This window comes from Streptomyces sp. NPDC001922 (assembly GCF_042891165.1).
GTDB lineage: Bacteria > Actinomycetota > Actinomycetes > Streptomycetales > Streptomycetaceae > Streptomyces.
This window is the reverse complement of record NZ_JBIASV010000004.1, coordinates 1-14,155: the sequence shown is the minus strand read 5'-3', so window position 1 is coordinate 14,155 and position 14,155 is coordinate 1. Positions and strand designations below refer to the sequence as shown.

The following is a 14,155-nucleotide window of genomic DNA, read 5'->3' as shown; positions in this document are numbered from 1 at the left end:
GGGCGGGACTCCGGACCGCTGCCCGTGCGCACCCCCGTTCACCTCCCTCACCCACGGAGACTCCGGATGCTGCACCTTCCCGGGGAGAGCCCCCGGAACCCCGGTCACCTCGTCTCGGCCGCCGACCTCTCGCGCGACGACGCCGTGCTGATCCTCGACACGGCCGAGGAGATGGCCCGGGTCGCCGACCGGCCGATCAAGAAGCTGCCGACGCTGCGCGGCCGTACCGTCGTGAACCTCTTCTTCGAGGACTCGACCCGCACCCGCATCTCGTTCGAGGCCGCCGCCAAGCGCCTCTCCGCCGATGTCATCAACTTCTCCGCCAAGGGGTCCTCGGTCTCCAAGGGCGAGTCGCTGAAGGACACCGCGCTCACCCTGGAGGCGATGGGCGCGGACGCCGTGGTCATCCGCCACCACGCCTCCGGCGCCCCGCACCGGCTGGCCACCTCCGGCTGGATCAACGGCTCCGTGGTCAACGCCGGCGACGGCACCCACGAACACCCCACCCAGGCCCTGCTGGACGCCTTCACCATGCGCCGCCACCTGGCCGGCGCCCCGGACGGCGGCCCGACCCACCACCGCGGCCCCGGGGACGGCACCGGCCGCGACCTGGCCGGCCGCCGCATCACGATCGTCGGCGACGTCCTGCACAGCCGGGTCGCCCGCTCCAACGTCCATCTGCTGCACACCCTGGGCGCCGAGGTGACCCTGGTCGCGCCGCCCACCCTGGTGCCGATCGGCGTCGGCAGCTGGCCCTGCGAGATCAGCTACGACCTGGACGCGGTGCTCCCGAAGTCCGACGCGGTGATGATGCTGCGCGTCCAGCGCGAGCGGATGAACGCCGCGTTCTTCCCCACCGAGCGCGAGTACTCCCGCCGCTACGGCCTCGACGCCGACCGGATGGCGCGGATGCCCGACCACGCCATCGTGATGCACCCCGGCCCGATGAACCGTGGCATGGAGATCACCGCCGAGGTCGCGGACTCCGTGCGCTGCACCGCCGTCGAGCAGGTCGCCAACGGCGTCAGCATCCGGATGGCCGTCCTCTACCTGCTGCTGGGCGGCTCCGAGCCGGCCGTCAGCACCCCGCAGTCCCGCCCCGAGGAGAGCAAGTAACCATGAGCAAGACCCTGATTCGCGGCGCGAAGATCCTCGGAGGCGAGCCGCAGGACGTGATCATCGCCGACGGCGTCATCGCGGCCGTCGGCACCGGCCTGACCGCCGACGGCGAGGACGTCACCGTGATCGACGCCGCCGGGAAGGTGCTGCTGCCCGGCCTCGTCGACCTGCACACCCACCTCCGCGAGCCCGGCCGTGAGGACTCCGAGACCGTCGCCACCGGCACCCGCGCCGCGGCCGTCGGCGGCTTCACCGCCGTCCACGCCATGGCCAACACCTTCCCGGTCGCCGACACCGCCGGCGTCGTCGAGCAGGTCTGGCGGCTCGGCCGGGAGTCCGGCTACTGCGACGTCCAGCCCGTCGGCGCCGTCACCGTGGGCCTGGAGGGCAAGCAGCTCGCCGAGCTCGGCGCCATGCACGAGTCCGCGGCCGGCGTCCGGGTCTTCTCCGACGACGGCAAGTGCGTGGACGACGCGGTGATCATGCGCCGGGCGCTGGAGTACGTGAAGGCCTTCGACGGCGTCGTCGCCCAGCACGCCCAGGAGCCCCGGCTGACCGAGGGCGCCCAGATGAACGAGGGCGTGGTCTCCGCGGAGCTGGGGCTCGGCGGCTGGCCGGCCGTCGCCGAGGAGTCGATCATCGCCCGCGACGTGCTGCTCGCCGCGCACGTCGGCTCCCGGGTGCACATCTGCCACCTCTCCACGGCGGGCTCGGTGGAGATCGTCCGCTGGGCCAAGTCCAAGGGCTGGAACGTGACCGCCGAGGTCACCCCGCACCACCTGCTCCTCACCGACGAGCTGGTCCGGTCCTACAACCCCGTCTACAAGGTGAACCCGCCGCTGCGCACCGAGGCCGACGTCCACGCCCTGCGCGAGGCCCTCGCCGACGGCACGATCGACTGCGTCGCCACCGACCACGCCCCGCACCCGCACGAGGACAAGGACTGCGAGTGGGGTGCCGCCGCCATGGGCATGGTCGGCCTGGAGACCGCGCTCTCCGTCGTGCAGCACACCATGGTCGAGACCGGACTGCTCGACTGGGCCCAGGTCGCCGACCGGATGTCGTTCCGCCCGGCGGAGATCGGCCGCCTCCAGGGGCACGGCCGTCCGGTCGCCGAGGGGGAGCCCGCCAACCTGACGCTGGTCGATCCGGCTTACCGTGGTGAGGTGGACCCCGCGGGCTTCGCCTCCCGCAGCCGCAACACCCCGTACGAGGGCCGTGAGCTGCCGGGGCGCGTCACCCACACCTTCCTGCGGGGCCGGGCGACGGTCGTGGACGGGAAGCTGGCGTGACACCTCTGACCCTTCTGGCCGCGGATCTCGCGGCCGAACGGAAGTCCCAGGAAGTGACCGACTGGGCGGCGCGCATCGGCTGGGTCGTCGGCCTGCTGATCTTCATCGCCTTCGTCTACTGGCTGATGCGCGAGGGCTGGAAGTGGCGCCGGCTGCTCCAGTCCGGCCTCCCCGCGCTCCCGGCCGCACCCGACGCCGCCGGGGAGCCGCTGCGCACCCTCAGCGGGCGCTACCACGGCAGCACCACCGCCGGGCAGTGGCTCGACCGGATCGTCGCCCACGGCCTGGGCGTCCGCAGCCGGGCCGAGCTGGCCCTGCACCCCGAGGGCCTGTCCGTGGTCCGCCCCGGCGCCCAGGACTTCTTCGTCCCGGTGGCCGCGCTGCGCGGCGCCCGGCTCGACAAGGGCATCGCGGGCAAGGTCCTCACCGAGGGCGGGCTGCTGGTGATCACCTGGCAGCACGCGGACACCCTGATCGACTCCGGCTTCCGCTCCGACCACGCCGCCGAGCACCCGGCCTGGGTCGAAGCCCTGAACGAACTCTCCGGCGACACCGGCGTCGCCGAACCGCACCACCAGGAAGGCGCACGATGACCACCTCCACCCGGGGGGACAGGACCCCCGCCGTACTCGTCCTGGAGGACGGCCGTACCTTCCGCGGCAGTGCCTACGGCGCCGTGGGGGAGACCTTCGGCGAGGCCGTCTTCTCCACCGGCATGACCGGCTACCAGGAGACCCTGACCGACCCGTCGTACCACCGCCAGGTCGTCGTCATGACCGCCCCGCACGTCGGCAACACCGGCGTCAACGACGAGGACGCCGAGTCCGCGCGGATCTGGGTCTCCGGCTACGTCGTGCGCGACCCCGCCCGGATCCCCTCCAACTGGCGCTCCGTCCGCACCCTGGACGAGGAGCTCACCGCCCAGGGCGTCGTCGGCATCAGCGGCATCGACACCCGCGCCCTCACCCGGCACCTGCGGGAGCGCGGCGCGATGCGGGTCGGCATCTTCTCCGGCCCGGCGCTGGAGTCCGCCGACGACGCGGCGCTGCTCGCCCGGGTGCAGGCCGCGCCGCAGATGAAGGGCGCGGACCTCAGCGCCGAGGTCGCCACCACCGAGACGTACGTCGTCCCGGCGGTCGGCACCAAGCGCTTCACCGTCGCCGCGGTCGACCTCGGCATCAAGGGCATGACCCCGCAGCGGATGGCCGAGCGCGGCATCGAGGTGCACGTCCTGCCGGCCACCGCCACGGTCGAGGACATCTACGCGGTCCAGCCGGACGGCGTGTTCTTCTCCAACGGCCCCGGTGACCCGGCCACCGCCGACCACCCGGTCTCCGTGATGCGGGGCGTGCTGGAGCGGAAGACCCCGCTCTTCGGCATCTGCTTCGGCAACCAGATCCTCGGCCGCGCGCTCGGCTTCGGCACCTTCAAGCTGAAGTACGGCCACCGGGGCATCAACCAGCCCGTGCAGGACCGCACGACCGGCAAGGTCGAGGTCACCGCGCACAACCACGGTTTCGCCGTCGACGCCCCGCTGGACCGCGACTCCGACACCCCCTACGGCCGGGCCCAGGTCAGCCACGTCTGCCTCAACGACCAGGTCGTCGAGGGGCTCCAGCTCCTCGACCAGCCCGCGTTCAGCGTCCAGTACCACCCCGAAGCAGCCGCAGGTCCGCACGACGCCGCCTACCTGTTCGACCGCTTCGTCAGCCTGATGGAGGGCCAGCGTGCCTAAGCGCACCGACATCCAGTCCGTCCTGGTCATCGGCTCCGGCCCGATCGTCATCGGCCAGGCCGCCGAGTTCGACTACTCCGGCACCCAGGCCTGCCGCGTCCTCAAGTCCGAGGGCCTGCGCGTCATCCTGGTCAACTCCAACCCCGCGACGATCATGACCGACCCGGAGATCGCCGACGCCACGTACGTCGAGCCGATCACCCCGGACTACGTCGAGAAGATCATCGCCAAGGAGCGCCCCGACGCGCTCCTGCCCACCCTCGGCGGCCAGACCGCGCTCAACACCGCCATCTCCCTGCACGAGGCGGGCACCCTCGAGAAGTACGGCGTCGAGCTGATCGGCGCCAACGTCGAGGCGATCAACAAGGGCGAGGACCGCGACCTGTTCAAGGAGGTCGTCGAGGCCGTCAACGCCAAGATCGGCCACGGCGAGTCCGCCCGCTCGGTCATCTGCCACAGCATGGACGACGTCCTCGCGGGCGTCGACACGCTCGGCGGCTACCCGGTCGTGGTCCGCCCCTCCTTCACCATGGGCGGTGCCGGCTCCGGCTTCGCCCACGACGAGGAGGAGCTGCGCCGGATCGCCGGCCAGGGCCTGACGCTCTCGCCCACCACCGAGGTGCTCCTGGAGGAGTCCATCCTCGGCTGGAAGGAGTACGAGCTGGAGCTGATGCGCGACAAGCACGACAACGTCGTGGTCGTCTGCTCCATCGAGAACTTCGACCCGATGGGCGTGCACACCGGTGACTCGATCACCGTCGCCCCGGCGATGACGCTGACCGACCGCGAGTACCAGATCCTGCGGGACATCGGCATCGCCGTCATCCGCGAGGTCGGCGTCGACACCGGCGGCTGCAACATCCAGTTCGCGGTCAACCCCGAGGACGGCCGGGTCATCGTCATCGAGATGAACCCGCGCGTCTCCCGGTCCTCCGCGCTGGCCTCCAAGGCCACCGGCTTCCCGATCGCGAAGATCGCAGCCCGGCTCGCTGTCGGCTACACCCTCGACGAGATCCCCAACGACATCACCGAGAAGACCCCGGCGTCCTTCGAGCCCACGCTCGACTACGTCGTCGTCAAGGTGCCGCGGTTCGCGTTCGAGAAGTTCCCCGCCGCCGACGCCACCCTCACCACCACCATGAAGTCGGTGGGCGAGGCCATGGCCATCGGCCGGAACTTCCCCGAGGCGCTGCAGAAGGCGCTGCGCTCGCTGGAGAAGAAGGGCAGCCAGTTCGCGTTCACCGGTGACCCGGGGGACAAGGGCGCGCTGCTGCTCGCCTCCGAGGTGCCGACCGACGGCCGGATCAACACCGTCATGCAGGCCATCCGGGCCGGTGCCACCCCGCAGGAGGTCTTCGACGCCACGAAGATCGACCCGTGGTTCGTCGACCAGCTCTTCCTGATCAAGGAGATCGCGGACGACATCGCGGCGGCCGACAAGCTCGGTCCCGAGCTGCTCGCCGACGCCAAGCGGCACGGCTTCTCCGACGCGCAGATCGCCGGCCTCCGCTCGCTGCGCGAGGACGTCGTCCGCGAGGTCCGGCACGCCCTCGGCGTCCGTCCCGTCTACAAGACGGTCGACACCTGCGCCGCCGAATTCGCCGCGAAGACTCCGTACTTCTACTCGTCCTACGACGAGGAGTCCGAGGTCGCGCCGCGCGGGAAGCCCGCCGTGATCATCCTCGGCTCGGGCCCCAACCGCATCGGCCAGGGCATCGAGTTCGACTACTCCTGCGTCCACGCCTCCTTCGCGCTGAGCGACGCCGGCTACGAGACCGTGATGGTCAACTGCAACCCGGAGACCGTCTCCACCGACTACGACACCTCCGACCGGCTGTACTTCGAGCCGCTCACCCTGGAGGACGTCCTGGAGATCGTCCACGCCGAGCAGCAGGCCGGTCCGGTCGCGGGCGTCGTCGTCCAGCTCGGCGGCCAGACCCCGCTGGGTCTCGCCCAGGCGCTCAAGGACAACGGCGTACCGATCGTCGGCACCTCGCCCGAGGCCATCCACGCCGCCGAGGACCGAGGCGCCTTCGGCCGGGTGCTCACCGAGGCCGGGCTGCCCGCGCCGAAGTACGGCACGGCGTTCTCCTTCGACGAGGCCGAGAAGATCGCCGCCGAGATCGGCTACCCGGTCATGGTCCGCCCGTCCTACGTGCTCGGCGGCCGCGGCATGGAGATCGTCTACGACGAGCCCTCGCTGGCCGAGTACCTGGAGCGGCACGCCGGACTGATCTCCGAGCACCCGGTCCTCATCGACCGGTTCCTCGACGACGCCATCGAGATCGACGTGGACGCCCTCTACGACGGCCACGAGCTCTACCTCGGCGGCGTCATGGAGCACATCGAGGAGGCCGGTATCCACTCCGGCGACTCGGCCTGCGCGCTGCCCCCGATCACCCTCGGCGGCTTCGACATCAAGCGGCTCCGCGCCTCCACCGAGGCCATCGCCAAGGGCGTCGGCGTCCGCGGACTGATCAACATCCAGTTCGCCATGGCCGGGGACATCCTCTACGTCCTCGAGGCCAACCCGCGCGCCTCCCGCACCGTGCCCTTCACCTCCAAGGCCACGGCCGTGCCGCTGGCCAAGGCCGCCGCCCGGATCTCGCTGGGCGCGACCATCGCCGAGCTGCGCTCCGAGGGCCTGCTCCCGACGGCCGGGGACGGCGGCACGCTGCCGCTGGACGCCCCGATCTCCGTCAAGGAGGCCGTGATGCCGTGGAGCCGCTTCCGGGACGCCTCGGGCCGCGGTGTGGACACCGTCCTCGGCCCGGAGATGCGCTCCACCGGCGAGGTCATGGGCATCGACACGGTCTTCGGCACGGCGTACGCCAAGTCGCAGGCCGGGGCGTACGGCGCGCTGCCCACCAAGGGGCGGGCGTTCGTCTCGGTCGCCAACCGCGACAAGCGCTCGATGATCTTCCCGGCGCGCGAGCTGGTCGCCATGGGCTTCGAGCTGCTCGCCACCTCCGGCACCGCCGAGGTCCTCAAGCGCAACGGCATCAACGCCACCGTCGTGCGCAAGCAGAGCGAGGGCGAGGGCCCGGAGGGCGAGCGGACCATCGTCCAGCTCATCCACGACGGGCAGGTGGACCTGATCGTCAACACCCCGTACGGCACCGGCGGCCGCCTCGACGGCTACGACATCCGGACGGCGGCCGTGGCCCGCGGGGTGCCCTGCCTGACCACCGTGCAGGCGCTGGCCGCCGCGGTCCAGGGCATCGAGGCGCTCAGCCGCGGAGACGTCGGCGTCCGCTCCCTCCAGGAGCACGCGGAACACCTCACCGCGGCCCGCGAGGTCTAGGGCCTGTCGTTCGGATCGGGCCGGACGGTGAGCGGGCCCCGGTGCCGCACAGCGCAAGGCGGCGGCGGACGTTGTGGCGGAGCCACGACCGACGCCGCCCCGGCGTGGCGCGGCACCGGGTCCCGTGAGCCCGGCATGATCCGAGCGAGCGGCCCCGGCACCGGGAGAGGGGGACACCGGCCGGTGTCCCCCTCTCCCGGTGCCCTCACCCGTACCGACCCCCGGCGGGCTCCGCAGGAGACCCCGGCCCCGCGCAGAAAGCACCCCATGTACCGTCTCCTCTTCGATCTGCTCTTCCGGCGGATGGACCCCGAGCGCGCCCACCACCTGGCCTTCGGCTGGATCCGGCGCGTCGCCGGCATCCCGGTGCTGCGCACCTTCGTGGCCGCCGTGCTCGCCCCGCGCCACCGGGCGCTGCGCACCACGGCCCTCGGTCGGCGGATGCACGGCCCGTTCGGGCTGGCCGCCGGCTTCGACAAGAACGCCGTGGCCATCGACGGCATGGCGATGCTCGGCTTCGACCACGTCGAGATCGGCACGGTCACCGCGCAGCCCCAGCCCGGCAACCCGAAGCAGCGCCTCTTCCGGCTGGTCCCGGACCGTGCCCTGATCAACCGGATGGGCTTCAACAACGACGGGTCGGCGGCGGTGGCCGACCGCCTCGCGGCCCGCAACCCGGTCTTCCCGACGACCGTCGGCGTCAACATCGGCAAGACCAAGGTCGTCCCCGAGGACGAGGCCGTCGCCGACTACGTGACCTCCACCGAGCGCCTCGCCGCGCACGCCGACTACCTGGTCGTCAACGTCTCGTCGCCGAACACCCCCGGACTCCGCAACCTCCAGGCCGTCGACCACCTGCGCCCGCTGCTCTCCGCGGTGCGCGAGGCCGCCGACCGCACCGTCACCGACCGCCGGGTCCCGCTGCTCGTCAAGATCGCTCCGGACCTGGCCGACGAGGACGTCGACGCCGTCGCCGACCTCGCCCTGGAGCTCGGCCTCGACGGCATCATCGCCACCAACACCACCATCGCCCGCGAGGGCCTGGGCCTGGCCACCTCCGCGCAGGAGATCGAGCGGATCGGCGCCGGCGGGCTGTCCGGCGCCCCGGTGAAGGCCCGCTCCCTGGAGGTGCTGCGCCGGCTGTACGCCCGGGTCGGCGACCGGATCACTCTGATCGGCGTCGGCGGCGTCACCACCGCCGACGACGTCTGGGAGCGCATCCTCGCCGGAGCCACCCTCGTCCAGGGCTACAGCGCGTTCATCTACGAGGGCCCCTTCTGGTGCCGGGAGATCCACCGCGGGCTCGCCGCCCGCCTCGCCGCCAGCCCCTACGCCACGCTCGCCGACGCCGTCGGCGCCGAGACCCGTGAGGCGACCGCCTGATGACCACCAATCCCTCCGAGCCCTTCGGCGCCCGGCTGCGCCGCGCCATGGACACCCGTGGGCCGCTCTGCGTCGGCATCGACCCGCACGCCTCGCTGCTCACCGACTGGGGCCTGGGCGACGACATCGCCGGCCTGGAGCGCTTCACGCACACGGTCGTCGAGGCCCTCGCCGACCGGGTCGCGGTCCTCAAGCCGCAGTCCGCGTTCTTCGAGCGGTTCGGCTCCCGCGGCATCGCCGTCCTGGAGCGGGCCGTCGCGGACGCCCGGGCCGCGGGCGCGCTGGTCCTCATGGACGCCAAGCGCGGCGACATCGGCTCGACCATGGCCGCGTACGCCGCCACCTACCTCGACCCGGCGAGCCCGCTGTTCTCGGACGCGGTGACGGTCAGCCCGTACCTCGGCTTCGGCTCGCTGCGCCCGGCCCTGGACGCCGCCCGGGCGAGCGGCACCGGCGTGTTCGTCCTCGCGCTGACCTCCAATCCGGAGGGCGCGGAGGTGCAGCGGGCAACCGCGAGCACCGGCGGTTCACTCGCACAGGTGATGCTGGACCACATTGCCCGGGAGAACGCCGGCGCCGAGCCGCTCGGCTCGGTGGGCGCCGTCGTGGGCGCCACCCTCGGCGACGCCGGTGCCGACCTGGCGGTGAACGGTCCGCTGCTGGCCCCCGGCATCGGCGCCCAGGGCGCGACCCCCGCCGATCTCCCCGGAGTCTTCGGCGCGGCGGTGCGCAACGTGGTGCCCAGCGTCTCCCGCGGAGTGCTCCGCCAGGGGCCCGGCGCGGCGGGTCTGCGAGAGGCCGCGGAACGCTTTTCGGACGAGGTCAGAGCGGCTGTCGGGGCCGGATAGCGGCGACGGGCCACCGACTCTGTTGAACAATTCGGCCGAAACGAGTGGTGATTTGCCCGAATTGTCCAAGTCAAGCGAGGCTGACCAGGACTTTTCGTAAGTTCTCGCTGACTGGAGCGGTCCGGACCGCTAGTCTCCGTCGGGGGCGAACGTGCAAGCGCGTTGCTCGTTGCTCCGCAGGTGTGGGGCGACTAGGTTCCTCACCGGTCCGTATCCGACAGTTCGACATCCGAGGTGACGTAGGCGTGGCTCTTCCGCCCCTTACCCCTGAACAGCGCGCAGCCGCGCTCGAAAAGGCCGCCGCGGCTCGCCGGGAGCGGGCCGAGGTCAAGAATCGACTCAAGCACTCCGGCGCCTCCCTGCACGAGGTCATCAAGCAGGGCCAGGAGAACGATGTCATCGGCAAGATGAAGGTCTCCGCGCTCCTCGAGTCCCTGCCGGGCGTGGGCAAGGTCCGCGCCAAGCAGATCATGGAGCGGCTCGGCATCTCCGAGAGCCGCCGGGTGCGCGGTCTCGGCTCCAACCAGATCGCCTCCCTGGAGCGCGAGTTCGGCGGCGGCGCCGCCTGACGTTCTCAGGCACCCCTGAGAACCTGGATAATCGCTGCATGAGTACTGACGTCTCCCGGGGGGCGACCCCCGCATCCCCGGTCAGACACCCGCGGCTGACCGTGCTCTCCGGCCCCTCCGGGGTCGGCAAGAGCACGGTCGTCGCGCACATGCGCAAGGCCCACCCCGAGGTCTGGCTCTCGGTCTCGGCCACCACCCGCAAGCCGCGCCCCGGCGAGCAGGACGGTGTCCAGTACTTCTTCGTCGACGACGGAGAGTTCGACAAGCTGATCGCCAACGGCGAACTGCTGGAGTGGGCCGAGTTCGCAGGCAACCGCTACGGGACCCCTCGCAGGGCCGTGCTCGACCGCCTGGAGGCGGGTGAGCCGGTGCTCCTGGAGATCGACCTCCAGGGTGCCCGGCTGGTCCGCGAATCCATGCCCGAGGCCCAGCTGGTCTTCCTGGCGCCGCCGAGCTGGGACGAGCTGGTCCGCCGGCTCACCGGCCGGGGCACCGAGGCCCCCGAGGTCATCGAGCGCCGGCTGGAGGCCGCCAAGGTCGAGCTCGCCGCGGAGTCGGAGTTCGATACGACCCTGGTGAACACCTCGGTCGAGGACGTCTCCCGTGAGCTGCTAGCCTTGATGCAAGTTGTTTGATCTTTTCCACCCTTTCGGAAGGTAGAGCGTGTCCTCTTCCATCACCGCGCCCGAGGGCATCATCAACCCGCCGATCGATGAGCTGCTCGAGGCGACCGACTCGAAGTACAGCCTCGTGATCTACGCGGCCAAGCGTGCCCGCCAGATCAACGCCTACTACTCGCAGCTCGGCGAGGGCCTGCTCGAGTACGTCGGCCCGCTCGTGGACACCCACGTGCACGAGAAGCCGCTCTCGATCGCGCTGCGCGAGATCAACGCGGGTCTGCTGACCTCCGAGGCCATCGAGGGCCCGGCGCAGTAAGCACCAAGAACTTCAGAAACACAGGCCCGGCAGGGAGCGGTTTCCAGCGTCAGCTGGGGGAGCGCACTGCCGGGCCTGTGGTGTGTCACAGGGGCGTCGCCGACGCGGAGCGTGCGGACGGCGCCAGGCAGCGGGAGAGGCGAGGATGGACAAGCCGAAGGTCGTGCTGGGGGTCAGCGGCGGAATCGCCGCCTACAAGGCGTGCGAGCTGCTGCGCCGACTGACCGAAACCGGCCATGACGTACGGGTCGTGCCGACCGGCTCGGCCCTGAACTTCGTGGGCGAGGCCACCTGGTCCGCGCTCTCCGGCAACCCCGTCTCCAGCGAGGTGTGGGAGACCGTCCACGAGGTGCCCCACGTCCGGATCGGCCAGGCCGCCGACCTCGTCGTGGTCGCCCCCGCCACCGCCGACATGCTCGCCAAGGCCGCCCACGGCCTCGCCGACGACCTGCTCACCAACACCCTCCTCACCGCCCGATGTCCGGTGGTCTTCGCCCCGGCGATGCACACCGAGATGTGGGAGCACCCGGCCACCCGGGAGAACGTCGCGACGCTCCGCCGCCGCGGCGCCGTCGTCATCGAGCCCGCCGTCGGCCGGCTGACCGGTGTGGACACCGGCAAGGGCCGGCTGCCCGACCCCGGCGAGATCTTCGAGACCTGCCGCCGGGTGCTGGCCCGCGGCGCGGCCGAGGTGACCGCCGACCTGGCCGGACGGCATGTGGTCGTCAGCGCCGGCGGCACCCGCGAGCCGCTCGACCCGGTGCGCTTCCTCGGTAACCGCTCCTCCGGCAAGCAGGGCTACGCGCTGGCTCGCACCGCCGTCGCCCGCGGAGCGCGGGTCACCCTGGTCGCCGCCGACACCGGCCTGCCGGACCCGGCGGGTGCCGAGGTGGTCCGGGTGGGCACCGCCGTGCAGCTCCGGGAGGCGGTGCTGAAGGCGGCCGCCGACGCCGACGCCGTGGTGATGGCCGCCGCGGTGGCCGATTTCCGCCCGTCGCAGTACGCCACCGGCAAGATCAAGAAGAAGGACGGGCAGGAGCCCGAGCCGATCGGACTGGTCCGCAATCCCGATGTGCTGGCCGAGATCTCCGCGGACCGGGCGCGGTCCGGCCAGGTGATCGTGGGCTTCGCCGCCGAGACCGACGACGTCCTCGCCAACGGGCGCGCCAAGCTGGCCCGAAAGGGCTGTGACCTGCTGGTCGTCAATGAGGTCGGGGAGGGTCGGACCTTCGGCTCGGAGGAGAACGAGGCCGTGGTCCTGGCCGCCGACGGAACCGAGACGCCGGTGCCGCAGGGGCCCAAGGAGGCGCTGGCCGACACCGTGTGGGACCTGGTGAGCCGACGCTTTCGCTGATATGTTCCCTTTCGCCCCGCCGGGAGCCGGATCCTGGCCGACACGCCCGACATCTGCACCCCCCAGGGCGTGGCGCACATCTCCTGCCGGAGCTGTGTCGCAGGTCACCGGACGCCCACGGAGCGAGATGCCATGTCCGCCCGGCGGAAGCGCCGGATAGACTGGTCCGCGGATCCGCGTCGGGCGCAGCTCCCGGACGGGTCCGGTCATGATGAGACAGCAGCCGCTGCAACCCCAGGGAGCGATGTGTCCCGCCGCCTGTTCACCTCGGAGTCCGTGACCGAGGGCCACCCCGACAAGATCGCTGACCAGATCAGCGACACGATCCTCGACGCCCTCCTCAAGGAGGACCCGACGTCCCGGGTCGCCGTCGAGACGCTGATCACCACCGGTCTGGTGCACGTCGCCGGTGAGGTGACCACGAAGGCCTACGCGCCGATCGCCTCACTCGTGCGGAACAAGATCCTCGAGATCGGCTACGACTCCTCCAAGAAGGGCTTCGACGGAGCCTCCTGCGGAGTGTCGGTGTCCATCGGTGCCCAGTCCCCGGACATCGCGCAGGGTGTCGACACCGCGTACGAGAAGCGCGTCGAGGGCGACGAGGACGAGCTCGACAAGCAGGGCGCCGGCGACCAGGGCCTGATGTTCGGCTACGCCTGCGACGAGACGCCTGAGCTGATGCCGCTGCCGATCAACCTGGCGCACCGGCTGTCCCGCCGGCTCTCCGAGGTCCGCAAGAACGGCACCATCCCGTACCTGCGCCCGGACGGCAAGACCCAGGTCACCATCGAGTACAACGGCGACAAGGCCGTGCGGCTGGACACCGTCGTGGTCTCCTCCCAGCACGCCTCCGACATCGACCTGGACTCGCTGCTCGCACCCGACATCCGCGAGTTCGTCGTGGAGCACGTCCTCAACCAGCTCCTCGAGGACGGCATCAAGCTCGACACCGACAACTACCGCCTGCTGGTCAACCCGACCGGGCGGTTCGAGATCGGCGGCCCGATGGGCGACGCCGGTCTGACCGGGCGGAAGATCATCATCGACACCTACGGCGGCATGTCCCGTCACGGTGGCGGTGCCTTCTCCGGCAAGGACCCGTCCAAGGTGGACCGCTCGGCCGCGTACGCGATGCGCTGGGTCGCCAAGAACGTCGTCGCCGCCGGGCTGGCCTCGCGCTGCGAGGTTCAGGTCGCCTACGCGATCGGCAAGGCCGAGCCGGTGGGTCTCTTCGTGGAGACCTTCGGCACCGCCCAGGTCGAGGTGGAGAAGATCGAGCAGGCCATCAGCGAGGTCTTCGACCTCCGTCCGGCCGCCATCATCCGCGACCTGGACCTGCTGCGGCCGATCTACGCCCAGACCGCCGCGTACGGCCACTTCGGCCGTGAGCTGCCGGACTTCACCTGGGAGCGCACCGACCGCGTCGACGCGCTGCGCGCCGCCGCCGGTCTGTAACCCGGTTCCGCTTCGCCGTGGGGCCCGCCCCCCCGGGGGGGGGGGCCCCCCCCCGGGGGGGGGGGCGCGGCCCCCCCCCCCCCCCGCGGGGGCCCCCCCCCCCCCACCCACCCCCCCCCCCACCGCGGGTGTGGTTGGGGATGGGGGGTGGTGAACGACA

At 71.6% G+C, this 14,155-nt stretch carries 12 protein-coding genes; all 12 read left to right on the top strand.

Annotated features, from left to right (window positions below; all coding sequences use genetic code 11):
- Window positions 1–66 precede the first annotated feature (66 nt).
- The 12 genes from ACFYYR_RS07800 (at window position 67) to metK (ending at window position 13,995) form a co-directional block, all read left to right on the top strand.
- Window positions 67–1,116: an aspartate carbamoyltransferase catalytic subunit gene (locus tag ACFYYR_RS07800; protein ID WP_351509172.1), complete on the top strand. Its 1,050-nt coding sequence runs from the start codon at window positions 67–69 to the stop codon at window positions 1,114–1,116.
- A gap of 2 nt (window positions 1,117–1,118) precedes the next feature.
- Window positions 1,119–2,411 carry a dihydroorotase gene (locus ACFYYR_RS07795; protein ID WP_388848192.1) on the top strand — a complete coding sequence of 431 codons (1,293 nt, stop codon included), beginning with the start codon at window positions 1,119–1,121 and terminating at the stop codon, window positions 2,409–2,411.
- Window positions 2,408–3,004, top strand: a complete 597-nt coding sequence (locus tag ACFYYR_RS07790; RefSeq protein ID WP_388848189.1) for a hypothetical protein — start codon at window positions 2,408–2,410, stop codon at window positions 3,002–3,004. Before ACFYYR_RS07795 ends, ACFYYR_RS07790 begins: the two co-directional genes overlap by 4 nt.
- Entirely contained in the window at window positions 3,001–4,146 is a 1,146-nt protein-coding gene (carA, locus tag ACFYYR_RS07785) for a glutamine-hydrolyzing carbamoyl-phosphate synthase small subunit (protein WP_351509166.1), read from the top strand. The genes ACFYYR_RS07790 and carA overlap by 4 nt, the downstream gene beginning before the upstream one ends.
- Entirely contained in the window at window positions 4,139–7,450 is a 3,312-nt protein-coding gene (gene carB / locus ACFYYR_RS07780; protein ID WP_388848185.1) for a carbamoyl-phosphate synthase large subunit, read from the top strand. Before carA ends, carB begins: the two co-directional genes overlap by 8 nt.
- Before the next feature lie 267 nt (window positions 7,451–7,717).
- Window positions 7,718–8,833, top strand: coding sequence for a quinone-dependent dihydroorotate dehydrogenase (locus ACFYYR_RS07775; protein ID WP_388848182.1), 1,116 nt, complete (start codon window positions 7,718–7,720; stop codon window positions 8,831–8,833).
- Window positions 8,833–9,681, top strand: coding sequence for an orotidine-5'-phosphate decarboxylase (pyrF, locus tag ACFYYR_RS07770; protein WP_388848179.1), 849 nt, complete (start codon window positions 8,833–8,835; stop codon window positions 9,679–9,681). Before ACFYYR_RS07775 ends, pyrF begins: the two co-directional genes overlap by 1 nt.
- Window positions 9,682–9,926: 245 nt before the next feature.
- On the top strand, window positions 9,927–10,250 hold the full coding sequence (locus tag ACFYYR_RS07765; RefSeq protein WP_005319887.1) for an integration host factor: 324 nt from the start codon (window positions 9,927–9,929) through the stop codon (window positions 10,248–10,250).
- A gap of 38 nt (window positions 10,251–10,288) precedes the next feature.
- On the top strand, window positions 10,289–10,885 hold the full coding sequence (gene gmk, locus ACFYYR_RS07760; protein ID WP_351515453.1) for a guanylate kinase: 597 nt from the start codon (window positions 10,289–10,291) through the stop codon (window positions 10,883–10,885).
- A 28-nt stretch (window positions 10,886–10,913) separates the two neighbouring features.
- Window positions 10,914–11,186 carry a DNA-directed RNA polymerase subunit omega gene (gene rpoZ, locus ACFYYR_RS07755; RefSeq protein WP_005319902.1) on the top strand — a complete coding sequence of 91 codons (273 nt, stop codon included), beginning with the start codon at window positions 10,914–10,916 and terminating at the stop codon, window positions 11,184–11,186.
- Window positions 11,187–11,331: 145 nt separating this feature from the next.
- A complete protein-coding gene (gene coaBC / locus ACFYYR_RS07750) occupies window positions 11,332–12,540 on the top strand; it encodes a bifunctional phosphopantothenoylcysteine decarboxylase/phosphopantothenate--cysteine ligase CoaBC (protein WP_388848175.1) in 1,209 nt (402 codons plus the stop codon).
- Window positions 12,541–12,786: 246 nt separating this feature from the next.
- Window positions 12,787–13,995 carry a methionine adenosyltransferase gene (gene metK / locus ACFYYR_RS07745; protein ID WP_388848172.1) on the top strand — a complete coding sequence of 403 codons (1,209 nt, stop codon included), beginning with the start codon at window positions 12,787–12,789 and terminating at the stop codon, window positions 13,993–13,995.
- The last annotated feature ends 160 nt before the right edge of the window (window positions 13,996–14,155 follow it).

Coding starts and splice junctions, on each gene's coding strand:
- ACFYYR_RS07795 (WP_388848192.1), top strand. CDS start 1,119: ATGAGCAAGACCCTGATTCGCGGCGCGAAGATCCTCGGAGGCGAGCCG.
- pyrF (WP_388848179.1), top strand. CDS start 8,833: ATGACCACCAATCCCTCCGAGCCCTTCGGCGCCCGGCTGCGCCGCGCC.
- ACFYYR_RS07775 (WP_388848182.1), top strand. CDS start 7,718: ATGTACCGTCTCCTCTTCGATCTGCTCTTCCGGCGGATGGACCCCGAG.
- gmk (WP_351515453.1), top strand. CDS start 10,289: ATGAGTACTGACGTCTCCCGGGGGGCGACCCCCGCATCCCCGGTCAGA.
- ACFYYR_RS07800 (WP_351509172.1), top strand. CDS start 67: ATGCTGCACCTTCCCGGGGAGAGCCCCCGGAACCCCGGTCACCTCGTC.
- coaBC (WP_388848175.1), top strand. CDS start 11,332: ATGGACAAGCCGAAGGTCGTGCTGGGGGTCAGCGGCGGAATCGCCGCC.
- carA (WP_351509166.1), top strand. CDS start 3,001: ATGACCACCTCCACCCGGGGGGACAGGACCCCCGCCGTACTCGTCCTG.